This window comes from bacterium, from assembly GCA_035295165.1.
Taxonomy (GTDB): Bacteria; Sysuimicrobiota; Sysuimicrobiia; order Sysuimicrobiales; family Segetimicrobiaceae; genus JAJPIA01.
In genome coordinates this window covers 14,311-37,156 of the sequence record DATGJN010000035.1, presented here as the reverse complement: position 1 = coordinate 37,156, position 22,846 = coordinate 14,311, and the positions used below count along the sequence as shown (strand labels likewise).

Sequence of the window (22,846 nt, the reverse complement as noted above, 5' to 3'; positions counted from 1 at the left end):
CGGCCTAGGTTACGCGCGCCGCGGCGCCGCTCTGCTGAATCTTCCGTTGGAGAAGCTGCAGGCCGTGGAGCAGCGCCTCGGGCCGGGGTGGGCAACCGGCGACGTAGACGTCCACCGGCACGATCTTGTCCACGCCTTGTACCACCGCGTAGTTATTGTACAAGCCGCCCGAGCTCGCACAGTCGCCCATCGAGATGACCCACTTGGGCTCCAGCATTTGGTCGTAGATGTGGCGGAGCACCGGCGCCATCTTCTGGCTGACCCGGCCGGCAACGATCATAAGGTCGGACTGCCTCGGGGACGCCCGAAAGAGCTCAGAGCCAAACCGGGAGATGTCGAACCGCGGAGCGGCCGCGCACATCATCTCGATCGCGCAGCACGCCAGCCCGAACTGGGCCGGCCACACCGAGTTGCCGCGCGCCCACGCGATCAGCTTGTTCACGGTGGTCGTGAGCACGTTGCGCTCGACGTCCCGTTCGGAGGCGATCATTCCCATTGCAGCGCCCCCCGCCTGACGACGTACAGGTACCCAACGACGAGGATTGCAAGGAACGCGAACATCTCACCCAGGCCGAGACGCCCGAGTTCCCGGACCAGAACGGCCCAGGGGTACACGAACACGACCTCGACGTCGAACAGGATGAACAGCATCGCAACGACGTAGTAGCGGCTCGGGACCCGTTCGTGCGCGCTCCCCACCGGCCAGACGCCGGACTCGTAGGGGAGCGATTTCTCCAGGCTCGGCCGCCGCGGCCCCAGGAGCAAGTGCAGCCCGAGCACCGTGGCGGCGAGCAAGACGGCGAGCACCAAATGGACGAGTACGGGGACGTATCCCGACATGTCACCCTCTCGAACGGTAGCCGCACACGGCCGCCCCGCCTGCGGCCCCGAAATCCGCGCGCAGCCGGCCGCTCCTGCTCACTCCATCAATGATTGCAGAAGGGCCTCACCGTGTCAACGACGTGGCGCGGACCCTGGACCTCCGTCGGGGGCGTCGTGTTGCGCTGCGCGGCAGCGCGAACGCGACGACGCGGCGCCGCCGCCGCGGCGCCGGCTTCGGCCTGGCGACGACCCACTTCGGGCTCGATGCAGCCGGGGCACGGCGGGCGAGCAGCCGTTTGACGTCTGCCAGGGGGAGACGTCGAGTTCTGACGAGGTGGGCGGCGCGCTGGAGTCGTTCCACGTCGTCCCATGAATAGAGGGCGCGGGCGCCACGGCGTCCGCGGCGCGGGGCGATGCCCGACGCCCGCCAGCGTGCAAGCGTTCCGAAGGACAACCCGGTGAGCCGCGAGACAATCGCCCGCGGGAGCACCGGCGACTCCAGGTCACGCATTGAAGGCCTCCAGCACTGAGTGGACCGGGCAACACGAGTATAGCAATCGGCACGGAGCCGGGGTATCGTTCAGTCGATTCGGTCGATGCCGGCCCCAGGGCGCCCGATGGACCCTCGGGCGCGGCCGGCCCGTCCCACGCGGTCAGAGGCGATCGGCCCTGACGATGACCCAACGGTGGACAAATCGCACCTGCCCGTCGACGATCGCCGGCGACATTCCGGCGAGGTCACCCGGCTGGGAGGCGACGAGCATCTCCCGAACCTGCCGGGCGACGTCGGGGGGAGTACCGGAGAGCCGACACCACTCGGCAAACTCTCGAGGCTCCGTGCCACCCTCCACGGCGACGGGCTGCAACCCGGCCGCCACCAGGAGTGCCCGGAGGCCGCTCGGGCTATGGAGTTCGACGTGGGCGGGGTCGCGCAGCCGCTCGATCGCGTTCTGCCGTGCCCGCACCGCGTCGTCCTCGGCACCGACCAGGTCGCCGAGCGCCACGCGCCCGCCGTGCGCGGTGACGCGGGCCATCTCGCCGAGCACCTGCGCGGGCTCGCCGAAGTGGTGGAGCGCCGACGTGCACGTGACGAGCGAAAATGTCCCGTCCGGAAACGGCAACCGCTCCGCGGCGCCTTGCACCATCGACACGGTGCCGTTCGGACCGATCCGACGGCGGGCCTCGCGCAGCATCGCCATCGTCAAATCGAGCCCGACCGCCAACCGGACGTGAGTCGCGAGAGCCGCGAGCAGGGCGCCCGGCCCACACGCCACGTCGAGCGCGCGCTCGTGGGATCGCGGCGCCGTGAGCCGCAACAGCGCCTCGTTCTGCGTCTGGCGCGCGCCGATCCGGCTCGCGGCGTACTGCGCCGCGGTCTGCGTGAACCGCGCCTCGTTCGTGCGCCGGGTGTCGCCGCTCACGGCTGGTTCGCGCTCGGAGGGGTCCCCGGCGCGCTCACGGCAGCGGCGTCATCGTCCTGACGCGGCCGGCGAAGGTCGCGACCTCGGCGTACCCCGCCGCCCTGGCGATCGCCGCGGCGCGATCGAAATCCTTACCGACGTCCTCGGGGACGTGGGCGTCGGAGTTGATGAGCGTCGGGACGCCCGCGCGCCGGCACGCGCGAAGAAACTCCGGCGCGGGATAGATCTCGCCCACCGGCTTTCGCCATCCGGCGGTGTTGATCTCTGCGCACACGCCAGCCTTGGCGAACGCGGACGCCGCGGCCATGTAGAGGTCGCCGATATCGGCGGACGGCCGAAAGCCGCACACCTTGATGACGTCCGCATGCCCGATGAAATCGAACAAGCCGGTTTCCGCAGCCTGCGCGATGAGCTGGAAGTATTGACGGTAGGCGCCCAGGACGTCATGCCGTTGCCATTCGTCGGCTCGGGACAGGTTGTCGAACCCCCACCAGGCCCCCGCGCCATCCGCGGGGGGCAGCCAATGCACGGATCCGATCGCGTAGTCCCACGGGTACGTCCGCAGCAGCCGCTCGAGCTCGCGCTCATACCCCGGGAGGAAATCCCACTCCAACCCGATCTTGACCGGCAAACCGGCGGACCGGGCGCTCTCGATCAGCCGGATGTAACTCTCCAAGTGCTCGGTGCACTGCTCGTCGATCCACCCGTCCACAACCCCGCGCGGAGGGTACATCTTCCGGCACTCCCTGAAGCGGTGCGGATGCTCACTGAACCCGATCTCGCTCAACCCGGACGCGCGCGCCTGCTCCACGAACCGGCCAAGCCACTCGAGCGTCCACGGACCGCGTTCGAGATGCATGTGGTAGTCGGCACGCACGACACGCCCTCCTGGTAGCCCGCGCCTAGTCCGCGCGGGCGGTCCGCACGCGGCCCGCGAACGTCGCGGCGGCGGGATGATCGCTCTGCAGCAGATCCCGCGCGACGGCCTCGGTGTCGTAGGGCACGCGCACGATCTCGCCCTGCCAGCGGCCGTCCCGCAGCGTGAGCATGGCCCACGCAGGTTTCGCCACGCCGTCGAACGGGAGCCCCACGCTCCCGACATTGACGACCACGGCGTCGCCGACCTCGCGCACATATGCCTTGTGGATATGGCCGTAGGCGAGAGCGCGCGTCTGCGCCTGCGCCAACATGTCGGCCAGCATCTCCGCGGGCGCGTCGGGATTGACCGACACCATGGTGCTCGTGGGCGTCGCGTGAACGATCACGAGCGGCGGTCCCCCGGCCGGCTCGATGCGGTGGGACATCGGCAGGACTCGCAGATACGCGAGGTCCTCGCTTCCCAAGCGACGACGCGCCCAATCCCGGACCGCGTGGAGAGGCGGCGGCGCTTCGAGCGCGTCGACCCCTCCGACGAGCCACTGGTCCGTGTTGCCCACGACGGTGGGATAGCCGAGCGCCCGCAGCGCCTCCATCGCCTCTCGCGGCCGTGGCCCACCGAGCGCGAGGTCCCCTCCGTTGACGATCTCGTCGAACGGCCCGCGCGCGCGCACAGCCGCCAACACGGCCTCCAGGGCGCGGACGTTGCCGTGGACATCGGAGATGATCGCAACACGCATCGGGCCAGCCCTCCCCAACTAGATAACGTCCCCCGCGCCCCTCGACGGCGCGTCGAACACCGCCTGCAGGAACCTTGCAATGATGCGGGCCGTGGCGCCCCACACCGCCTCGCCTCCGACCGCGTAAAAGTGGACGACTCGAGACCGCCCGCTCCGCTCCCAGACCTCGGTCCGCGTGGTGTGGGGATCCAACAGCACTTCGATCGGCACTTGAAGCACCGCCCGTACCTCGCGCGCGCTCAGGCGCAACCGGCTCGGAGACGCGATGACGCCAGCGAACGGGGTGACCGCAAACCCAGACACGGTGATCACTTCCTCGTCGAGACGACCGAGGACGTCGACGTCCGCGGCAGGCACCCCGATCTCCTCGAACGTCTCGCGCAGCGCGGCTTCGAGCGGGGTCTCGCCTTCCTCGAGGCCGCCGCCCGGAAACGAGATCTGTCCGCCGTGGCGCTCGAGCGTGTCGGTGCGCTTGGTCAGGAGTATGGCCGCACCGTCGGGCGAGGCGACCAACGGCATGAGGACGGCGGCACGGCGGGTGCCGGGCTGGGGCGTTCCGCGCCGGGCCTCCCGGTGCGCGAGCGTCTTCCGGACGTGCGCCCGAAACATCTCCGGATCATGCAACACGTCCTGCACCCGCACCGGCTGCTCTCGCGATCCCGTCACGAACACCTCCCGAACGATGCCATCATACCACACGCGATGCGGGTCGAACCCGATGCGCCACGCGTCCGCGGCCCGGCCGTGGAGAGGAACTCGCCCGCGCTATAGCGTATAATGACGGGGGTTTCGAGTTCGTTGAAGGAGGCACGCGAGAATGACTTACGTCATCACGGAGCCGTGCATCGGCACGAAAGACCGCTCGTGCGTCGAGGTCTGCCCCGTCGACTGCATTCACCCCAAAGCCGATGAGGATCAGGGGGAGACCCATCTGTACATCAACCCGGAGGAGTGCATCGACTGCGGCGCGTGCGAGTCGGTGTGTCCGGTCACGGCGATCTTCGCGGAGGGCGACGTGCCCGACCAGTACAAGACGTACGTTGAAGAGGGCGCCGACCACTACAAGTTGAGCAAGGAAGAGTTCCAGGCGAAACACGGGCACGTCTAACGCCCGGCCGGTTTTGCGCGCACGTGAAGCGGGGGCCCCTCAGTGGGACCCCCGCTTCACGTGTGCCGCTTCGTGCCGATGGCCGCGGATCCGCGCTACTGTCCCGCTGCCCCGGCGCGCGCCGTCGCGAGGACTTCCCGTGCGATCGCAACCGCCCGCTCCACGTCCGCCTGGCTGACGTCCAGATGGGTAACCGCGCGAATGCGCGTGCGCGTGCTTGCCCCCATCCGGACGCCGCGCGCCAGTAACCGGTCAACGACCTCCTTCGCGGTGAGCCCGGTCGCCGCCACGTCGAAGAACACGAGATTGGTCTCCACGTGCGCGATGTCGATCGCAACACCCGGGATCTCCGCGAGTCCCCGCGCCAGGATCTTCGCGTTCGTGTGATCCTCGGGCAGTCGCTCGACGTTGTGGTCCAGTGCGTACACGCCCGCGGCGGCGATGATCCCCGCCTGCCTCATGGCGCCGCCGAACAGGTGCTTGTAGCGGCGAGCCTCCTTGATGAACTCGCGGTCGCCCGCGACGAGCGCGCCGACCGGACAGCCGAGGCCCTTGGTCAGACAGAACGTGACGGAGTCGTAGCCGCGCGCGTGTTCGTGCGCCGGGACTCCCGTCGCCGCCGCTGCGTTCATGATGCGCGCGCCGTCCAGGTGGGTGCGCAGGTTGTGGCGGTGCGCCGTCTCGGCGACGGCGCGGAGCCGTTCGAGCGGCCACACCGTCCCGCCGCCGAAGTTCGCGGTCTGTTCGACGCAGACGAGGCGGGTACGGGCACAGTGCGGATCGTCCTTGCGGATCGCGTTGACGACCTGCTGCTCCGTAAACACCCCGCGCACGCCGTCGAGAGGGTACACCATCGCCGCCGACAGCAACGCCGTCCCTCCCACCTCGGACGTCATGATGTGGGCTGTTCGCTCGAGCACGACCTCGTCGCCGGGCTTCGTGTGCATCTTCACCGCGATCGCGTTGGCCATCGTGGCCGACGGGAGATACAGCGCCGCCTCCTTGCCGAGGAGCGCGGCCACGCGTTCTTGGAGGAGGTTCACGGTCGGGTCTTCCTGCCGTTGCTCGTCGCCCACCGGCGCCTGCGCCATGAACGCCCGCATCGCCGCCGACGGGCGGGTCGCGGTGTCACTGGAAAGATCGATCAACGTCGTCACGCCTGCCTCCTTGTCGCTCGATCAACCTCGCCGAGGGATCGCGCACCTCGGGTGGCCCGGGCGACGCCCGTCCCGGGGATGACGCTCGCCTGCGCTCCCGGCGGTCCGCGCGCGAGACGTTCCCCGATCGCGAGCGCGGGGCCGCCCGGAAATAAACGGCGCCCGCCTCGAACGGACTCCCGGTCCGCGGTTTCTCCATGCCCGAGGGCGACACCTCCCGCTGACAGTGCGCCTGGGAGCCCCGACGACGACGGCCTGGTGAACGTGGAGGGTCGACCATGAGAGGGTTCTGCGGTCCGGCACCCTGGCCGCGATTCCGGAGGCGGCCCTTCATCCCCCTTCATCCATAGTAAGGTCTAATAGTACACTATGAACTGTGATTTCTTTGCCAAGTCGGAAACCCTTTGCTACAATGCTGTGCGAGGCGGCCGCCCATGACCTCAACAACGCGGAGTGAGATTCTCTCGTTGATCAAGCGGCACGGTCCCCTGACCGTGCAAGAGCTCAGCCGGCGGCTTGGGATCACGCCGATGGGCGTGCGCCAACATTTGGCGATCCTCGAGCGCGACGGGCAGCTGCGGTCCGACGGGATCCGACGCGGTCAGGGTCGACCCAGCCGCGTATACAGCATCACCCTGGAAGGCGACAAAGTGTTTCCCCGCACGTACGAGGAAGTTGCAACCTCCCTCCTCGAAGATGTCCGTGTCCTCGACGGTGACGCCAAGATCGACGCGCTGTTCGAGCGGCGGCGCAAGCGCGAGCTCGAGCAGTACCGCGCCCTGATGGCGGGCAAGGACCTGCGGGACCGCGTGACCGTCCTCGCAAAGGTCCGTGACGAGGAAGGCTATCTCGCGGAGTGCGAGGAGCTCGACAAAGACACGTTCGTGCTCATCGAGCACAACTGCCCGATCCGCCTCGTCGCGGACGCGCATCGGCAGGTGTGCGCGTGCGAGCTGGCCCTGTTCTCCGAGGCGCTCGGCGCTGACACGACACGGACCGAACACATTCTCGCGGGGGCGCCGCGGTGCCGGTACGTGATCACGAGGCCCCGGGAGCCTCGACGAAAGACATGACGCCGCCCGGGCACCCGGGCGGTAGGGACCGACATCGGAACGGAGGGACAGCCGTGGCGACGCTCACCTACTACGGGCACTCCGCATGGGCACTCGAGACCAAGGGGACCACAGTGCTCATCGATCCGTTTCTCACGGGCAACTCCCTCGCCCCCGTCGCTGCGACCGACCTCCGCCCGTCTTTCATCGTGTTGACGCACGCGCACGGCGATCACTACGGCGACACGGTCGAGCTGGCTAAGCGCACCGGCGTCACGGTGATCGCCAACTTCGAGATGGTCAACTACGCGCAGAAGCAGGGCGTGGCGAACGCCCACCCGCTGCACATCGGAGGCGCCCACACGTTCCCGTTCGGCCGGGTGAAACTGACCGTGGCATTCCACGGTTCGTCGTTTCCTGACGGCACATACGGCGGGATGCCCGCGGGCGTCCTGTTCGAGGTTGAGGGGAAACGCGTATACGACGCCGGGGACACGGCATTGTTCTCCGACATGCGCCTGATCGGCGAGAACGGGTTGGACGTGGCGCTGCTGCCGATCGGCGATAACTTCACGATGGGACCGGAGGACGCGGCCAAAGCCGCGAAGTTCCTGGGCGCCCGCACGGTGATCCCGCAGCACTACAACACGTGGCCGATTATCGCGCAGGACCCACAGCAGTTCAAGCGCCTGGTCGAGTCGTCCACGGAATCGACCGTCGCGGTCTTGAAGCCGGGGGAACGCTTCGAGATCCGTTAATCGCGAGCCGGAGCGCGACGCTGGCGGCCTATCGCTCGTACCAGAGGGTCTGCGGGCGGAGGTTTCGGGAGATCCCGAGCTGGGTGGCCATCAGCGCGGTCCACGAGAGAAATCCCTCGACCATGGTGAGCGCCTCGTCCTCGACCTCGTCGGGATCGAGCGATGACTGTTGGGCGTTGCCGAGCAGGTCGCCGAGCCCGCCGCAGAACGTACGGACGTCGCGGAGGAGTTCGGTCGCGACGCGCCGCGTGACGTCTCCCACGGTCGGTGACCGACCCGCCGTCGAGCGAAGCCGCGCGCTCTGGGCCGTGGACCACTCCGCCAGGTCGTCGAGGGCGTAGATGGCTTCTCCCGGACCGCGCTCGACGACCACGGCAACGAATCCCTGGCACGCCCGCCACACCTGGCGGATCAGGCTCGCCAAGAACCGCTTCTCGTATGTCGTGAACCCTTTCGTCTGCTTCGGCACCGGCCCCTCGAGCGTGAACGACCTACGTGCCTTGGCCTTCGACGCGACTCAACGGGGCTCCTGTGGGGCAGGGCGCCCGTGACGACGCTACACGAAATCCTCAGGCACGTTGGCGAGGCGCCCCAGGTGCCGTTTGCGCCCGCGCCTTTCCAGCGCGACGCGCTCTCGGCGATGGCGCGGGGCGACGTCCTCGTGTCCGCGCCAACCGGCAGCGGCAAGACATGGATCGCCGAGCAGTACGTCGCAGAGACGCTCGGCAACGCCGCTACGGCCGGGGTCGCGCCGTCCCGGGTCTGGTACACAACGCCGCTCAAGGCCCTGTCGAACCAGAAGTTCCGAAAGTTCCAAACCCTCTTCGGCGACGCCGCCGTCGGCCTGCTCACCGGCGAGCGCCGCGTCAACGCGCGCGCGCCGGTACTGGTGGCGACGACGGAGATCTTGCGGAACGTCCTCTACGACGCGCGCGGCGGGGAAACGCCGCCCGCCGCGGTTGTGCTTGACGAGGCCCACTACCTGTCCGATCCGGAACGCGGGACGGCATGGGAGGAGATCATCCTGTTGGCGCCGCGTGAGGCCCGCCTTCTGCTGCTCTCGGCGACAGTTCCGAACGCCGCCGCCCTCGCGGCATGGATGAAGACGCTGCGGGGGCGGGCGCCCGAGGTGATCACACTCGAGACCCGGCCGGTACCGCTCGCATTCCTGCTGGCCGACGGCGCGGGACAGTTGCTGCCGGGCGATGCCGCGGACCAGATCCGCCCGCGCGCGAAGCACCCCCGCTGGCTGACGACCGTCACGGAGGCCCTCGACCGGCATCGCCTGACCCCGGCGATCATGTTCTTCCCGAGCCGCCGGGAATGCGATGAGGCCGCGCGGCTCCTGGGCGGGCGGCCCGCGCCCGGGGAAGCAGATCGCGCGAGGCGGATCCAGGACTGGCTCGCTCGGACGCCTCAGCTCGCCGCGCATCCCCTCCTCACCGCGCTTCGCCGAGCCGGGGTCGCGTCGCACCACGCGGGCCATCTGACGGGCTGGCGCCTCTGCGTGGAGGAGCTCCTGGAGGCCGGCCTGGTGCGTCTCGTCTGCGCCACCACGACGCTCGCCGCCGGCCTGGACGTCCCCGCCCGCACCGTGGTCCTCTCCACGCTCCACCGGCACGGCCCCACCGGCGTCGAACCGCTGACCCCGACGGAGTTCCATCAGATGACCGGCCGGGCCGGGCGGCGTGGTCGCGACACCCTCGGGATCGTGATCGTGGCGGCCGAGACCGCCAACGACGCCCGCGAAGGCCTCGCCCTCGCCTCGGCCGCATCGGATCCCGTCGTCTCGACGTTCACACCGTCCGACGCGCAGGTCCTCAACCTGCTCGTACGGGGATCGGCCGCTGATGCCGACAGCATGATGCGGCGGTCGTTCGCCGCGTTTCTGCGGGCGCCCGAGGTGGCCGCGATGCGCGCCCGGCTCGCTGCCATTCCCGCCGATCCGCTTGTCGAACGACCGTGTCGAGACCGTCTCGCGACCAGAGCGAAATTCGACGACCTGCTCGGCCGACTGCGGCGCGCCCGCCACCGGGAGGACGCTGCCGAGCAGGTCGCGCGCCTCGGCCAGGCCGTGGTCGAGATGCCCTGTACCGGATGCGGCGTCGTCGATCGGTGCCTGAAGAGTCTCGCCGACCTCGCCACGCTCGAGCGGGAACGCCGCACCGTGACGCGGGACCTCGCCGCCCTCGACCAGCCGGAGGTGGCGGAGTTTCGGGCCCGCGCCGCGATCCTCCGCGACCTCGGCTACCTTGATGCCGGCCAACGGCCCACCGACGCGGGCCGCACGGCCGCGCGCATCCGCCACCCGAGGATGCTCGTGCTCGCCGAGGCGATCCGCGGCCGGATCCTTCCGCAGAAGCCCTCCGCCCTCGCCGCCGTCGCGGGGGCGCTCGGCACCGAGCGCCTCGTCGTCCCGCGTGTCCGCACGCTCGCGCGGCCCGGCAGGCCGCCGGGCGGCCCGGGCCGGCCCGGCGGCCCCGGATGGGAACCTGGCCCCACCTCGGAGGAGGTGCGGAAGTCGCTCATCGGTCTGCGGCGCGTGGTCGCGCGCATCAACGCCGCTCGACGGGACGCGAGCCTGCCGGCGGATCCGCTGGAAGACGAGTTGACCGCGATCGGCACCCAAGCGGCCCAGGCGGCGTGGCGCGCGTCGGCCGTGGGCGCGTGGGCCGAGGAACGGCCCTGGGGGAGCATCACCGCGCGCCATCACATTCCGGACGGCGACCTGCAGCGCCTCGTGTGGCAGGCCGCGGAGATTCTCGCCCAATTGGAGGATTTACCGGGCCACCCGCTCGCGCCGTTCGCGCGCGACGGACGGGCGGCACTCCTTCGCCCCCCGATCGTGTAGCGGCAGGGACCCCCGGCGCGGCGGCGGAATCCCTTCCCGGGAGCGCTACGCTCACACAGCCGCGATGACGACTGCAACCGGTCCGCTCGCCGATCTCACGGTACTCGACCTCTCGACGATCGTTTCAGGGGGGACCGCGACCTCCATGCTCGCGGACTTCGGCGCCCGGGTGATCAAGGTCGAACACCCAAGGGCCGGCGATCCCCTTCGCTCGTGGGGCCCGTTCGCCCACGGCTGCTCCATATGGTGGAAGATCGTCTCGAGAAACAAGCGGTCCGTCACCCTCAATCTCAGCCGGCCGCGCGGCCAAGAGATCCTGGTCCGGCTCGCGGAGCGTGCCGACGTCCTCGTCGAGAACTTTCGGCCAGGCACGCTCGAACGGTGGGGACTCGGGCCCGAGCGGCTGCACGAGCGGGCGCCGAAGCTGATCGTGCTGCGCATCTCCGGATTCGGCCAGACTGGGCCGTACCGGCATCGGCCAGGGTTCGGCACGATCGCGGAGGCGATGAGCGGGCTCGTCGCGATCAGCGGGTTTCCGGAATCGCCGCCGCTCGTGCCGCCGATTCCGCTCGCCGACGAGGTCGCGGGGTTGACGGGAGCGATGGCCGCGCTGATGGCGGTCCACCACCGCCAGGCGACGGGGCGCGGCCAGGTCGTGGACGTCAGTCTCTACGAACCGCTGTTCCGAATGCTCATCCCCCACATCACGCAGTACCGGGCATTGGGGATTGAAGCGCGGCGCACCGGCAACGCGTTCCCCGACGCCGCGCCCCGCAACCTCTACCGCGCCAACGACGGCACGTGGATTGCGCTCTCCGCCACGAGCCAGCGCGTGTTCGAGCGACTCGCCTCGGCGATCGGTCGGCCGGACCTGACCGAGGATCCCCGCTTTGCTGACAACACGTCCCGGGTGCGACACCGCGAGGCGCTCGACGCGATCATCGCCGAGTGGATAGGCGGGCGCACGCAGGAAGAGGTGCTGGCCCGGCTCGAGGAAAGCGGCGCCGTCGCCGGACCGGTGTACGACGTCCCGCGCATCCTCGCGGACCCGCACATCGCCGCCCGCGGGAACGTCATCGCGGTCCCCGATGCCGACGTCGGCGCCCTGACGATGATCGGCATCGTGCCGAAGTTCTCCGAGACGCCCGGTGCGGTCCACACAACCGGCCCCGCGCTCGGCGAGCACAATCGCGAGATCTACGGCGGGTGGCTCGGGCTCACCGACGACGAGATCGCCCGGCTGACGGACGAGGAGGTCATCTGAGATGGCGCGAGCCCGTCGCATCGAATCCCGATCGCGGAGGAGCGCGGGAGGCGCTCCCCGGCGGCGCGGGGTACGCCCGACCCGTCCCGCGGCCCCGCCGTCGGGCACCGGCGCCACCCGCATGCTCGCGGAATGGGTCGCGGCCGGCCACGCGTTCCCGGACGCCACGATCGCGATGGCCCAACGGTGCGTGCTCGACTGGCTCGGTGCCGGGATCGCCGGCGCGGACCGGCCTGCGGCGCGGATCGCCGCCCGGATCGCGCGCCAAATGGGGGGCCCCGCGGAGTCCACGCTCTTGGCCGGCGGGCGCGTGGCGGCGACGGGCGCCGCCCTCGCCAATGGCGTCGCGTCGCACGCAATCGAGATGGACGATCTACACCGGGCCTCGGTGATGCATCTCGCGGTGGTCACGATTCCGGCGGCCCTCGCGCTCGGCGAGCGGGAGCGAATCTCGGGCCGGTGTCTGCTGGACGCGATCGTTTGCGGCTACGAGGTCGGGGCGCGGGTCGGCGAGGCGCTCGGCCAGCCACACTACCACTTCTGGCACACGACGGGGACCGCGGGGACGTTCGCTGCCGCGGCCGCCGGCGCGGTGGTACTCCGCCTCTCCCCGGACGCCACGCTGCACGCGCTCGGCAACGCCGGCACCCTGTGCGCGGGTCTGTGGGAGTTTCTCGCCGACGGCGCGATGAGCAAGACGCTGCACGCGGGTCGCGCCGCCGAGACGGGCGTGTTATGCGCGCTGCTCGCACGGGACGGCTTCACCGGCGCGTCGGCGATCCTTGAGGGCGAGAAAGGCGTGCTCAGATCGATGGCGGGCGGCGGCCGCCCCGAACACCTGACGGCTCGGCTCGGAGGCGCGCTGCGGATTGACGAGAACTCGTTCAAGCTGCACGCCGCGTGCGGCCACACCCACCCCGCGGTGGACGCGGCGCTCGAGCTCCGCCGGCTCGGCGTGAGGCCGTCGGAGATCGCCGCGATCCGCGTCGGCACGTTCCGGACGGCGATCGAGGTCACGGCGATCCGGGACCCGCGGAACCCTTATCAGGCGAAGTTCAGCCTGCCGTTCTGCGTGGCGCTCGCACTTGCGCGCGGCCGGGTCGGACTCGGCGAGTTCACGGAGGCGGCGATTGGCGATCCGGATCTGCGCGCCCTGGCCGACCGCGTGTCGCTGGTCGAAGAGGCGGCGTGCAACCGCGCGTTCCCCGGCCGGTGGCAGGCCACGGTGACCGTCACCCGGACGAACGGACGCCGCGAGACGGTGCGCGTCGAGGCCCCGCGGGGCACCCCGCAGAACCCAGCGTCGCGCGACGAACTGCGGGACAAGTTCGCGGGCTTGTGCGACGGACGGCTCGACCGCGCGCGCCGGGACGCGCTCGTGGACGCGGTCGATCACCTGGCCGAGGCGCCGGATGTCGCGGCGATCGCGTGGGGCAGCGATGCGAACGATCGCGGCTAGCGACGTCACCGCCGCGGTCCGCGAACTCTGCATCTCCGTGAACCACCGGATGGGCGAGGACATGCTCGCCGCGCTCCGGCGCGCGCTCGAGATCGAGGAAAGCGACGTCGGCCGGCACGTGCTCGAACGGTTGCTGGAGAACGCGCGGGTCGCGCGCGAGCAATGGTACCCGATCTGCCAGGACACGGGGCAGGCCGTGATCTTCGTCGACCTCGGCCAGGACGTCCACGTTGCCGGGGCCGATCTCGACGCCGCGATCGACGAAGGCGTGCGCCAAGGATACCGCGACGGATATCTCCGGCCCTCGGTCGTCGAGCAGCCGATCGACCGCGTTAACACCGGGGACAACACCCCGGCGATCGTGTACACGCGCATCGTGCCGGGCGATCGGATCGCGCTGGGCCTTCTCGCCAAGGGCGCCGGGTGCGACAACATGAGCCGGCTTGCGATGTTGACGCCGTCGGACGGCCGCGACGGGGCGCTGCGGTTCGTGGTCCGGGCGATCTCCGAAGCCGGCCCGAACCCGAGCCCGCCCCTGCTCGTCGGCGTGGGCATGGGCGGCACGTTCGAACAGGCGGCGCTGCTCAGCAAACGCGCGCTGCTACGAGCGGTCGGGGAGCCGAGCCCCGATCCGCGGCTTGCGGCGTTTGAGGCCGAGCTCCTGGGGCGCATTAACGACCTCGGCATCGGCCCCGGGGGATTCGGCGGGCGCGTCACCGCGCTGGCCGTCCACGTCGAGAGCCGCGCCACCCATATCGCCAGCCTGCCGGTCGCCGTCAACCTGGACTGTCACTCGCATCGCGCCGGGCGCGCGGTGCTGTGACGGACGACCGACCGATCGAGGTGACCACGCCGTTCGGCGCGGCGCAGGCCGACGCGCTCCGCGCGGGCGACGCGGTCCTCCTGTCCGGGATCATCTATACCGCGCGCGACGCCGCCCACGCGCGGCTCGCCGAGCTGATCGCGGCCCATCGACCGCTGCCGGTCGACCTGCGCGATCAGATCATCTACTATTGCGGCCCCACACCGGCCCGCCCCGGCCGGCCGATCGGGTCGGCCGGTCCGACCACGGCGTCCAGGATGGACGCGTACACCCCGTTGCTGCTCGAGACGACCGGAGTGCGGGGGATGATCGGCAAAGGGAAGCGGTCCGCCGAGGTGCGCGCCGCGATGAGGCAGTGCCACGCGGTCTACTTCGGCGCGGTGGAAGGCACCGCCGCGCTGCTCGGTGCGCGCGTCACGCAGGCGAGCGTCGTGGCGTTCTCCGACCTGGGCCCGGAGGCGATCCACCGCCTCGTCGTCGAGCGCTTTCCCCTGATCGTCGTCAACGATGTGCGGGGCGGCGACGCGTACGACGAGGGGCGCGCCCGCTATCGCCGGGACCGCGCGGATCAACGCAGATAGCCCGTCGAACGCAACAACCAGCACAAACGCCATCTATGGGCGGACCACCGAACCTCAACATCGGGCACGCGACGTGTGCCGTTGACACTGGGCTCCGTGATATTCATGGGAAAAAGGCAGTCATTGCATCGTCACAGTTGGATAGTAGGTATGGAGGGACTGCGTAGGTTTTGGCAGGTTGCACGCGACACACTCTCGCTGAAACTCGGCGAACCGTCAGCTTTTAGCAGGAGGTCGTTACCCTGCGACGAAGCATAGCGGTCCTTGATGAGGAATCACAGATCGGTGGTTCTGCGGGTGTGTGCGAAGACCTGGCACCCTCGAGGTTCTCGCCGGGGGGAAACGAAGGATTATGCCAGAGCCTCGTTAGGAGGAACTGAAGGGGCAACCGACAACAACATATTAAGAACGGTCCGGGCGGCGCGAACGCACAGCGGCATGCCACGCCGCGAGATACCTCCCGCAGGCATCGACGAACCGTCGATGCGGGAAGCAGGGTTAACGATGCTGACCCCTCGCCATCTCCGATTGGCACGGTCAGCACCCTATGAGCGGGTGAATCGCAAGTGTGCATGGATGCAGATGCACGGAGCATCGCCCGAGAACTACGGACATGGCTGGCGACGGTGGCTGCTAGGTAGGGCACGGCGCCGCTCGGACCGCGTTTGAACAGGTCGCGCATGCGAGAGAGCTTTCGCAATCTCCCATCCTCTACCCAGAAGTTCTCGATCGCACTTCCGTTGGTGTATCTCAGCCTTGCGGGATGGGCATTCCCGCACAGCCACCTTCTCGTGGTCGCAGGCCTCACGGCCGTCTTTGTCGGTGCGTCGCTCGTCCGGCCCATCCCCAATCCGTCGGGCGGCAGCATCTTTCCGAACAACAGCGTCAAGATCGTGGCCGCGCTCATCTGGTCCGCCCCGGATGTCCTGCTGGGCGTGGGGATCGGATCTTTCCTCGGGCTCCTCGTCTTCCGCAAGAATGAACTCTGGCGGGCCTCGAACAACGGAGCTGGTTGGGGTCTCGCCACGACTGCGGCGGCGTTCGCCGGACAAGTTGTCGCCTCGCAGTTCGCGCCCGGCTTGCTGCGCCTCATCGTGGCCGCGATCGCGATCGTCGTGACGAACCGAGTTGTGAACGAGGGGATCTTTTCTATCTACCGATATCAGCGGCTCGGGTTTCCGTTCGTCGCGACCTGGCGCCAAAACGTCTTGGACCAGTGGGCAAGCCAAATTCTCGCGGCACCCATGGCCATCATTCTGGCGGGAACCGCCATCCGTCTCCAGAACGTGTGGCTCTCGCTGGGGCTCACCGCGGTCTCCGCCGTTGCTCTGCCGATCCCTCGCCAGGAACTCGCCTATTACCATCGTTCCCAACAGGCCGTGGCCGAGATTGTAGAGGCGGTCGTACGCGTGCTCGAAGGCGTAGATCCCGACGCCAGGGCTCATGGCGATCGGATAGGCGCCCTCGCCGCCGAGGTCGGACGGCGTTTCCGGATGTCGGAGGAGCGCATCCGCAGCATGAGTCTCGCCGCGCAGCTACACGACGTCGGTCTGCTGGCTGGACAGGAGGGAGCGGAATCGCGGGATCATCACGTCACGGCTGGTAGCCGGATCCTCGCCCGATTCCCGGACCCTCTCGTCGCGAGGATTGTCGAGGCACATCATGAGCGATGGGATGGCACCGGGATCCCGACCGGGAAACGAGGACGGAGGATCCCGCTCGCGACCCGTATCCTCACGGCGGTTGAGACGTACGATGAAATCTGCCACGGCGCGTACGACGGCGTCGCCCACTCCCAGCGCGACGCAGTGGCGCACCTCCGGACGCTCGCCGGGAGCACCCTCGATCCCAGCGTCGTGGAGGCCCTGGTCGCGGTGCTTGGTGAGACGCGCGCGGAACCGGTGGCCGCGCGTTGAACACGCCCCAGACTCCCTTGCGGCAGCCGCCAGCGCGGATCGGGGCGTTGACGTGGGGCATCGCCGCTGCATCCGCGGTCCTGCTGATTTCTGGGCTGCGCATCATTGCGATCCCCGAAATCCCAGCAGTGCTCGTGATCGCGCTGACGACGGCGCTCCTGGATCACTACCCGATTCACCTCGATCCGACCGGGGAACTTCCGTTGACTCCGGTCATCACGGTTGCGACCGTTGTGCTGTTCGGATGGGCCCCCACCCTGATCGGCACCGCTGCCGGCATTGCGATCAGCTTTTTCCGCCGCCCCGTCCGGGATGTGTTGGGCAACGGCGGGGACCAACTCCTGGCGCTCAGCGCGGGCGGGCTCGTCGCGTACGTCGCCCCGCCGACCGGAGCGAACGTCTCGGACGTGCTCCTCGCCGGCGCGGGCTATGCGGTGGTTCGCTTGGTGCTGTCCTCGGCGCACTTGCACATCGAAGAGGCCATCACGTGGCCGCGCGCGATCCGCTTCCAGATCTCGGCGACCACGTTCCATATGGCCGCCTTCACGGCCGCAGCGGCAGTCGCCGTGTGGGCCGTGAGCAACAGCCCGTCGCTGGCGGACCGCCTGCTCGTGCCGCCGCTCGCCGCCACGCTGACGCTGCAGCTGTATCTGCCGCGCATCCTGCGCGGCCAGGAGCAACGCCGCGCGCTGGCCGCGGTCTCGGTCCTGGCGGCAGCCGTCGACGCGCGGGACCCGTATACGGCCGATCACTCCGCAGCCGTCGCGGACCTGTCGCGCCGCGTCGCGCGGATCCTCGACCTCGACGAACCCGAGGTCCACCGCGTCTATCTCACGGGACTATTGCACGACGTCGGCAAGACGGTCATCCCGCTGGAGATCCTCCTCAAACCGGGCAAGCTGACGAACGAGGAGTGGCGGATCATGCAGTCGCACGTCGAAGCCGGCGTGCGAATCGTGGAATCCATCAGCGGGTTGGCGGAGATCGCCCCGCTCGTGGCGGGGAGCCACGAGAACTTCAACGGCACCGGATATCCGTCGAAGATCGCGGGCGACAAGATCCCGCTGAGCTCCCGCATCAACCTCGTGGTGGACGCGTACAACGCCCTCACGACGAATCGCCCGTATCGGGCGGCCCGATCGTCTGACGCGGCGATCCAAGAACTCGAGGCGCACGCCGGCACCCAGTTTGATCCCCGGGTTGTCGCGGCGTTTCGCGCCGCCCTGGGGTACGCTCGGGGCCGGCGAGCGCGCCCGGCGGCCGGCGAGCGCGAACCTGAGCCGAGCGCCCGTCGCGAGCCGACCTGGGTCGCGCTGTTCCGGCAGCCGGCGTTCGCGCTACTGTGGACCGGGCAGCTCGTGAGCTTCCTCGGTGACGAGATCTTCTTCATCGCGCTGACGCTGTGGGTGTACCAACTCACCGGCTCCGCCACGGTCCTGGCGCTGACGCTCATCACCGCGACGGTCGGGCAGGGGTTGCTCGGCCTCCTCGCCGGCGCGCTCGCAGATCGTATGGACCGGCGCGGCCTCATGATCGCGTCCGACCTCGGGCGCGCGGCGCTCGTGGCGGTGCTCCCCTTCGTGCTGCTCCGATCGCTCCCGGCGGGTTTCGTCGTGCTCGTCGTGTTGAACGTGGGCACCGTGTTCTTCCGGTCCGCCGTGTACGGCCTGATCCCGGCGGTCGTCCCCGAGGACGTCCTGCCGACGGGCACGGCGCTGTTGCAAACGACCGAGCGGGTCGCGGAGATCATCGGCGGCGTGCTCGGCGGCGCGATCGTGCTTACGCTTGGCTACCACATGGTGTTCTATCTCGATGCACTGAGCTTTGTCGTCAGCGCCGTGTGCGTCGGGCTCATGCCCATCGCGTGGCGGGTTGGCCTCGCCACGAACGCACCCAAGCATCTCGTCACCGAGATCGGCGAGGGGCTCGCGTACATCCGAAACACCCCCATCCACCTGGTGCTCGCGCTCCTCATCGTGCCCGGGTACCTGACGCTCGCCTTTCCGGCGCTCCGCGCCCCGATGATCATCAAAGCCGCGGGGCTGCCGGTCGTCGCCTACGGCATCATCAACAGTGTTATCGGGGTCGGCAAGCTGGCCTCCGCCGTGACCCTTGCGGCGACCGGTCGCCGGTGGGTGAACATCCCCTTCGTCATGGTGACGTTCCTGCTGACGGGCGCAGCCGTCGCGTTGTTCGGGGTCACGACGGCGTATCCGGTCCTGCTCGTCGCTGCGTTCCTCTTCGGCGCCGGGAACATCGCGACGAACATCGCGAACGTCGCAATCTCGCTCGCGAACGCGCCGTCGTGGATCGTCGGACGGCTGATGGCCAGCCGGCAGGTGTTCATCGCCGCCACGACGCTGCTCGGCATGCTGGTGTTCGGCCGACTCGCGGACGTCGCGGGCCCGCAGGTCTCGGTCGTCCTGCTCGGCGTGATCTCCGTCCTGGGCGTGCTGATCGTCTGGATCGTCGCCGGGCGGGATCTGCCCGGCGCCGCCCCCCCTCCCCCGCCGGTCTTCCGCGCGCCGGTTGAACCAACGTCCGTCGCCGCGCGCGTCGACGTGCCCGCCGATCCGGCGGCCGCACGCCCGCCGTAAGCGCGACGGCCGCACCCGTCAGGGCACGGCCGTCGGCACGCCTCTCGGGCGCGTCGCGCCCTGGCGATCAGCGCAACCGCTTGAGCAGCGGCTCGATCTCGGCCTGCGCGAGTTCCTGCGGCCACATCGGGAGGCGCTTTGCCTCCCCCTTCACGCGCGGCTGGCGGTACACGATTCCCACCGGCAGCTTCCCGCGCCGCTGGAAGTCCCGGATCACGTCCCACGCCGCATCTTTGCTGGACGGATCGTGGTTCGCCGGCACCGGTTCGACGTGCGCGCGGAACCAGTCGTACGTGTTGAACTTGTTGTACGTGACGCACGGAGAGAAGTCGTTCACCACCGCAAAGCCGCGGTGCCGCACGCCCTCCACCATCATCTGCGCCGCGTGCTTGGGATCGCCAGAAAAGGACTGCGCGATGAACGTCGCTCCGGAGGTCAGCGCCACTTCCACGGGGTCGATGAACGGCGGGTGCTCCTCCGACGGCTTCCAGTCGGCCTGGCCGAGCCCCGCCGACGGGGAGTCCTGCCCTTTCGTCAGACCGTACACGCCGTTGTTCATGATCACGAGGGTGATATCGGGATCGCGACGGCAGACGTGCACGAAGTTCTCGATCCCGATCGCCAACGTGTCCCCGTCACCGGCCATCACCACGACCGTCAGCTCCGGATTCGCCATCTTCGCCCCGAGCGCATACGCGAGCGCGCCGCCGTGGGTGCCGTAGAACGAGTTGCCGTTCAGATAGTTGCGGATCTGCCCTGAGCAACCGATGCCGCCGACCAGCAACAGCTCAGGCGGCGTCAGCTCCAGCGCCGTGACCGCGGCCTTCACCGCGTTCAGCACTGCGTAGTCACCGCAGCCGGGGCACCATTGGATGCGGTGTCGCGGGGCGGCGTTTTGCTCCCAGATGGACTTCGCTGGTTGGGGTTTGGTCGCGTCAGGCATCGATGCTCACCTCGACCATCACCGGCTCCTTGCCGCCGAGCCGGACCGCAACCGCACCGTTGTGGGTGACCTCCCGCACGGCACGGACGATCTCCGAGGGATAGAGCGCACGGCCGTTGTACTTGAGCACGCGCCGGACCGGCACCAGGCAGTGCGCCTGAATCACGTCGGCAAACTGCCCCGTGTAGTTGTGCTCGCAGACCACGACCGGGTGACCAGTATCGAGCAGGGGTTTGGCGAGGTACGTCGGGAACGGCCAGAGGTGCGTGAAATGGACGACCGCGGCATCGACCCCCTCCGCCCGGAGCCGATTGCGCGCATCCAGCAGCACGAGCTTGGTGCCGCCCCAGCCGACGAGGGTCGGCCCGCGCCCGAGCTCACCGTACACCTGCGGCGGCTTCACGTCCTCCCGCAGATACGTCTGCAGCTTGCGCATCCGTTTGTCCATCTGGGCCACGCGCATCGCCGGATCGGTCGTCACAAATCCGAACTCGTCGTGCTCGGTGCTGCTGATCTTGGAGATGCCTCCACGCTGCCCCGGAACCAGGCGCGGCGAAATTCCGGTCTCCGTGAGCCGGTAGCGTAGGTAGCGCTCCCTGCGGACGTCGGCCTCCGCGGCCACGTGGCGCTCGACCGGGCCGGACGTCTGCCGGAACACCGACTCCGGCACCGTCATGAGGCCTTCGCTGAGGTTGAGATCGGTCAGGAAAAACACCGGACACTGGTATCGGTCGGAGAGCCGCACCGCTTCGTGCATGAGCGTGTAGCACTCGTCGATGGTCGACGGCGCGAGCACGATCCGCGGAATCTCCCCGTGGCCGCCGCCCGTGACAAGCGCCAGGTCGCCCTGCTCGCTCTTCGTCGGCATCCCGGTCGACGGCCCGGCGCGCATGGCGTCGACGATTACGAGCGGGGTCTCCGTCGTCCCGGACGCGCCGATCTCCTCGACCTTCAGCGAGAGGCCGGGACCGCTCGTTCCGATCATGCTCAGCACCCCGGTCGCGCTGGCGCCGAGCGCCGCCCGGATCGACTCGCGCTCGTTGGCACCCTGCAGCACCCGGCCGCCGTAGTCCGGCAGGTGTGCACCCATGTACTCCAGGATGCCCGACGCCGGTGTAATCGGATACCCCGCGTAGAACCGGATGCCCGCTTGGATCGCCGCGATCGACAGCGCCTCGTTGCCGCTGATGTAGACCGCCGGGCGCGCGCCGGGAACCGGCTCCAGACGGTAGCCGACGGAGTCATGTCCGCGCTCCTTCAAGATCTCCTCGACGAGCGCCCGTCCGCGGCGCGCCGCTTCGAGGTTCAGGTTCACGACCGCCGGACCTTTGCGCCCGAACCGCTGCTCGAGCAGCTGCCGCAACCATCGCTCGTCTTCATCGAACTCAAGCAGACGGAACAGCGCGCCGGTCATGATGATATTCTTGACGACTTCCTTCCTAAGGTCGCGCACCGCGATGTCGCGGGCCGGGATCGCAAAAACGTGCACCCCGCGCGCTTGGAGGGCGTCCGTCGGCACCGGAGCGCCCGAACTGTCGTAGAGCAGCACCCCGCCGCCGACCAGTTGCCGGCCATGCTGTGAAATCGTATCGCGGTTGGGTTGTTGAGCCACGTCCGGATTGCTGTCGTAGTCGAGGCCGACGAGCACGTCGACGGCTTGGTCGCCCCACGAGACCGGGGGCGTCGCCGAGATCATCAACGGATCGTACTGATGCGCGCCGTAGATCGTCGAGGCGAAACCCCGTTCAACGCCGAGCACGCACAGTCCAGCACGGGTGAGGATTCGACCGATGAGGTCGGCGACCGTGGACACGCCATCGCGAAGCTGCACGCCGCCGACCAGCAGCTTCATTTGGTTGACAGTCATTCCGAACCTTGCCTCCTGGGGACGCGCGGGGCGCACCACGGCGGGTTACGCCCGAGCGTCGCGGCCCGAGCCTACTGTCCAGACTACAACATATAATGTTAACACGGAGACGGTCGAATCGTCTATCGCCGGCGGAGCGGTACAGGGACGTCCCGTCTCCACCCGGCGGAACGGCGCCGGTCGGGGGACGCACAGCAACGGGCCGCAGGGCGTCCGCCCTGCGGCCCGATCACGTCGAGTCGGCTACTTGATGGCCGCCTTCAACTCTTTCGCCGCCGTGAAGCGGGGCACGGTCCGCGCGGGCACACGCACGGGTTCGCCGGTCTGCGGGTTTCGGGCGATCCGCGCCTTCCGCTTGGACACGCGGAAGCTCCCAAACCCTGGGAACCGGACCTTGTCGCCCTTCTTGAGGACCGTCGTCACGAGACCCGTGATCTCGTCCACAATGCGCCCGGCTTCCGCCTTGCTGACCGTCTTGTCTCTCGAAGACAGCTTCTCGGCGAGCCGCGCCGCGAACTGTGCTTTCGTCATACGTCCCTCCCGCTCTCGTCGTTGTCGGACCAATCTCGGGTGTAGGGTGTTCGGGGACCGCTCGCCGTTTCCTTCCGCCG

The 22,846-nt window shown here is 69.1% G+C and carries 22 protein-coding genes; 10 read left to right on the top strand and 12 right to left on the bottom strand.

What is annotated here, in order from left to right; genetic code table 11:
• Positions 1-4 precede the first annotated feature (4 nt).
• From VKZ50_05520 to VKZ50_05490, 7 genes are all read right to left on the bottom strand, one after another.
• The gene (locus VKZ50_05520; protein HLJ59173.1) at positions 5-496 is read right to left on the bottom strand and encodes an NADH-quinone oxidoreductase subunit B family protein; all 492 of its coding nucleotides are present in this window, start codon (positions 494-496) and stop codon (positions 5-7) included.
• A complete protein-coding gene (locus VKZ50_05515) occupies positions 487-840 on the bottom strand; it encodes an NADH-quinone oxidoreductase subunit A (GenBank protein ID HLJ59172.1) in 354 nt (117 codons plus the stop codon). The genes VKZ50_05520 and VKZ50_05515 overlap by 10 nt, the downstream gene beginning before the upstream one ends.
• A gap of 106 nt (positions 841-946) precedes the next feature.
• On the bottom strand, positions 947-1,333 hold the full coding sequence (locus VKZ50_05510; GenBank protein HLJ59171.1) for a MerR family transcriptional regulator: 387 nt from the start codon (positions 1,331-1,333) through the stop codon (positions 947-949).
• Between the two features lie 142 nt (positions 1,334-1,475).
• Positions 1,476-2,243, bottom strand: a complete 768-nt coding sequence (locus VKZ50_05505) for a methyltransferase domain-containing protein (GenBank protein ID HLJ59170.1) — start codon at positions 2,241-2,243, stop codon at positions 1,476-1,478.
• A 34-nt stretch (positions 2,244-2,277) separates the two neighbouring features.
• A complete protein-coding gene (locus tag VKZ50_05500) occupies positions 2,278-3,120 on the bottom strand; it encodes a histidinol-phosphatase HisJ family protein (protein HLJ59169.1) in 843 nt (280 codons plus the stop codon).
• 25 nt (positions 3,121-3,145) lie between these two features.
• Positions 3,146-3,859, bottom strand: coding sequence for a metallophosphoesterase family protein (locus VKZ50_05495; GenBank protein HLJ59168.1), 714 nt, complete (start codon positions 3,857-3,859; stop codon positions 3,146-3,148).
• A gap of 18 nt (positions 3,860-3,877) precedes the next feature.
• Entirely contained in the window at positions 3,878-4,525 is a 648-nt protein-coding gene (locus tag VKZ50_05490; GenBank protein HLJ59167.1) for a CoA pyrophosphatase, read from the bottom strand.
• A gap of 151 nt (positions 4,526-4,676) precedes the next feature.
• On the opposite strand from VKZ50_05490, the gene VKZ50_05485 reads away from it, so the two are divergent.
• Positions 4,677-4,967 (top strand): ferredoxin family protein, encoded by a 291-nt coding sequence (locus tag VKZ50_05485; protein HLJ59166.1) that lies wholly within the window; start codon positions 4,677-4,679, stop codon positions 4,965-4,967.
• 95 nt (positions 4,968-5,062) lie between these two features.
• On the opposite strand, the gene VKZ50_05480 is transcribed toward VKZ50_05485, so the two are convergent.
• The gene (locus VKZ50_05480) at positions 5,063-6,124 is read right to left on the bottom strand and encodes a GntG family PLP-dependent aldolase (GenBank protein HLJ59165.1); all 1,062 of its coding nucleotides are present in this window, start codon (positions 6,122-6,124) and stop codon (positions 5,063-5,065) included.
• A gap of 434 nt (positions 6,125-6,558) precedes the next feature.
• Between VKZ50_05480 and VKZ50_05475 the strand changes: the two genes are divergently transcribed.
• Entirely contained in the window at positions 6,559-7,197 is a 639-nt protein-coding gene (locus VKZ50_05475) for a metalloregulator ArsR/SmtB family transcription factor (GenBank protein HLJ59164.1), read from the top strand.
• Positions 7,198-7,250: 53 nt separating this feature from the next.
• Positions 7,251-7,934: a metal-dependent hydrolase gene (locus VKZ50_05470; GenBank protein ID HLJ59163.1), complete on the top strand. Its 684-nt coding sequence runs from the start codon at positions 7,251-7,253 to the stop codon at positions 7,932-7,934.
• A 28-nt stretch (positions 7,935-7,962) separates the two neighbouring features.
• Here VKZ50_05470 and VKZ50_05465 read toward each other — a convergent pair whose 3' ends face one another.
• Entirely contained in the window at positions 7,963-8,403 is a 441-nt protein-coding gene (locus VKZ50_05465) for a hypothetical protein (protein HLJ59162.1), read from the bottom strand.
• Positions 8,404-8,481: 78 nt separating this feature from the next.
• On the opposite strand from VKZ50_05465, the gene VKZ50_05460 reads away from it, so the two are divergent.
• From VKZ50_05460 to VKZ50_05430, 7 genes are all read left to right on the top strand, one after another.
• On the top strand, positions 8,482-10,785 hold the full coding sequence (locus VKZ50_05460; GenBank protein HLJ59161.1) for a DEAD/DEAH box helicase: 2,304 nt from the start codon (positions 8,482-8,484) through the stop codon (positions 10,783-10,785).
• 64 nt (positions 10,786-10,849) lie between these two features.
• Positions 10,850-12,049 carry a CoA transferase gene (locus tag VKZ50_05455; protein ID HLJ59160.1) on the top strand — a complete coding sequence of 400 codons (1,200 nt, stop codon included), beginning with the start codon at positions 10,850-10,852 and terminating at the stop codon, positions 12,047-12,049.
• Position 12,050: 1 nt separating this feature from the next.
• Positions 12,051-13,508 (top strand): MmgE/PrpD family protein, encoded by a 1,458-nt coding sequence (locus tag VKZ50_05450; GenBank protein HLJ59159.1) that lies wholly within the window; start codon positions 12,051-12,053, stop codon positions 13,506-13,508.
• Positions 13,489-14,331 carry a fumarate hydratase gene (locus tag VKZ50_05445; protein ID HLJ59158.1) on the top strand — a complete coding sequence of 281 codons (843 nt, stop codon included), beginning with the start codon at positions 13,489-13,491 and terminating at the stop codon, positions 14,329-14,331. Before VKZ50_05450 ends, VKZ50_05445 begins: the two co-directional genes overlap by 20 nt.
• Positions 14,328-14,912, top strand: a complete 585-nt coding sequence (locus VKZ50_05440; GenBank protein ID HLJ59157.1) for a FumA C-terminus/TtdB family hydratase beta subunit — start codon at positions 14,328-14,330, stop codon at positions 14,910-14,912. Before VKZ50_05445 ends, VKZ50_05440 begins: the two co-directional genes overlap by 4 nt.
• A gap of 680 nt (positions 14,913-15,592) precedes the next feature.
• Entirely contained in the window at positions 15,593-16,828 is a 1,236-nt protein-coding gene (locus VKZ50_05435) for an HD domain-containing phosphohydrolase (GenBank protein HLJ59156.1), read from the top strand.
• Complete coding sequence (locus VKZ50_05430) at positions 16,825-19,425, top strand: MFS transporter (protein ID HLJ59155.1); 2,601 nt, start codon at positions 16,825-16,827, stop codon at positions 19,423-19,425. Before VKZ50_05435 ends, VKZ50_05430 begins: the two co-directional genes overlap by 4 nt.
• Positions 19,426-19,492: 67 nt before the next feature.
• Here VKZ50_05430 and VKZ50_05425 read toward each other — a convergent pair whose 3' ends face one another.
• From VKZ50_05425 to VKZ50_05415, 3 genes are all read right to left on the bottom strand, one after another.
• The gene (locus VKZ50_05425; GenBank protein HLJ59154.1) at positions 19,493-20,368 is read right to left on the bottom strand and encodes a thiamine pyrophosphate-dependent enzyme; all 876 of its coding nucleotides are present in this window, start codon (positions 20,366-20,368) and stop codon (positions 19,493-19,495) included.
• Positions 20,361-22,235: a 2-oxoacid:acceptor oxidoreductase subunit alpha gene (locus tag VKZ50_05420; GenBank protein ID HLJ59153.1), complete on the bottom strand. Its 1,875-nt coding sequence runs from the start codon at positions 22,233-22,235 to the stop codon at positions 20,361-20,363. The genes VKZ50_05425 and VKZ50_05420 overlap by 8 nt, the downstream gene beginning before the upstream one ends.
• Positions 22,236-22,478: 243 nt before the next feature.
• Entirely contained in the window at positions 22,479-22,766 is a 288-nt protein-coding gene (locus tag VKZ50_05415; GenBank protein HLJ59152.1) for an HU family DNA-binding protein, read from the bottom strand.
• Positions 22,767-22,846: the final 80 nt, after the last annotated feature.

Bases quoted from the DNA above. Each gene is read 5' to 3' on its own strand.
- VKZ50_05510 (HLJ59171.1), bottom strand. From the start codon at position 1,333: ATGCGTGACCTGGAGTCGCCGGTGCTCCCGCGGGCGATTGTCTCGCGG.
- VKZ50_05455 (HLJ59160.1), top strand. From the start codon at position 10,850: ATGACGACTGCAACCGGTCCGCTCGCCGATCTCACGGTACTCGACCTC.
- VKZ50_05425 (HLJ59154.1), bottom strand. From the start codon at position 20,368: ATGCCTGACGCGACCAAACCCCAACCAGCGAAGTCCATCTGGGAGCAA.
- VKZ50_05475 (HLJ59164.1), top strand. From the start codon at position 6,559: ATGACCTCAACAACGCGGAGTGAGATTCTCTCGTTGATCAAGCGGCAC.
- VKZ50_05485 (HLJ59166.1), top strand. From the start codon at position 4,677: ATGACTTACGTCATCACGGAGCCGTGCATCGGCACGAAAGACCGCTCG.
- VKZ50_05515 (HLJ59172.1), bottom strand. From the start codon at position 840: ATGTCGGGATACGTCCCCGTACTCGTCCATTTGGTGCTCGCCGTCTTG.
- VKZ50_05520 (HLJ59173.1), bottom strand. From the start codon at position 496: ATGGGAATGATCGCCTCCGAACGGGACGTCGAGCGCAACGTGCTCACG.
- VKZ50_05495 (HLJ59168.1), bottom strand. From the start codon at position 3,859: ATGCGTGTTGCGATCATCTCCGATGTCCACGGCAACGTCCGCGCCCTG.
- VKZ50_05415 (HLJ59152.1), bottom strand. From the start codon at position 22,766: ATGACGAAAGCACAGTTCGCGGCGCGGCTCGCCGAGAAGCTGTCTTCG.
- VKZ50_05450 (HLJ59159.1), top strand. From the start codon at position 12,051: ATGGCGCGAGCCCGTCGCATCGAATCCCGATCGCGGAGGAGCGCGGGA.
- VKZ50_05435 (HLJ59156.1), top strand. From the start codon at position 15,593: ATGCGAGAGAGCTTTCGCAATCTCCCATCCTCTACCCAGAAGTTCTCG.
- VKZ50_05420 (HLJ59153.1), bottom strand. From the start codon at position 22,235: ATGACTGTCAACCAAATGAAGCTGCTGGTCGGCGGCGTGCAGCTTCGC.
- VKZ50_05445 (HLJ59158.1), top strand. From the start codon at position 13,489: ATGCGAACGATCGCGGCTAGCGACGTCACCGCCGCGGTCCGCGAACTC.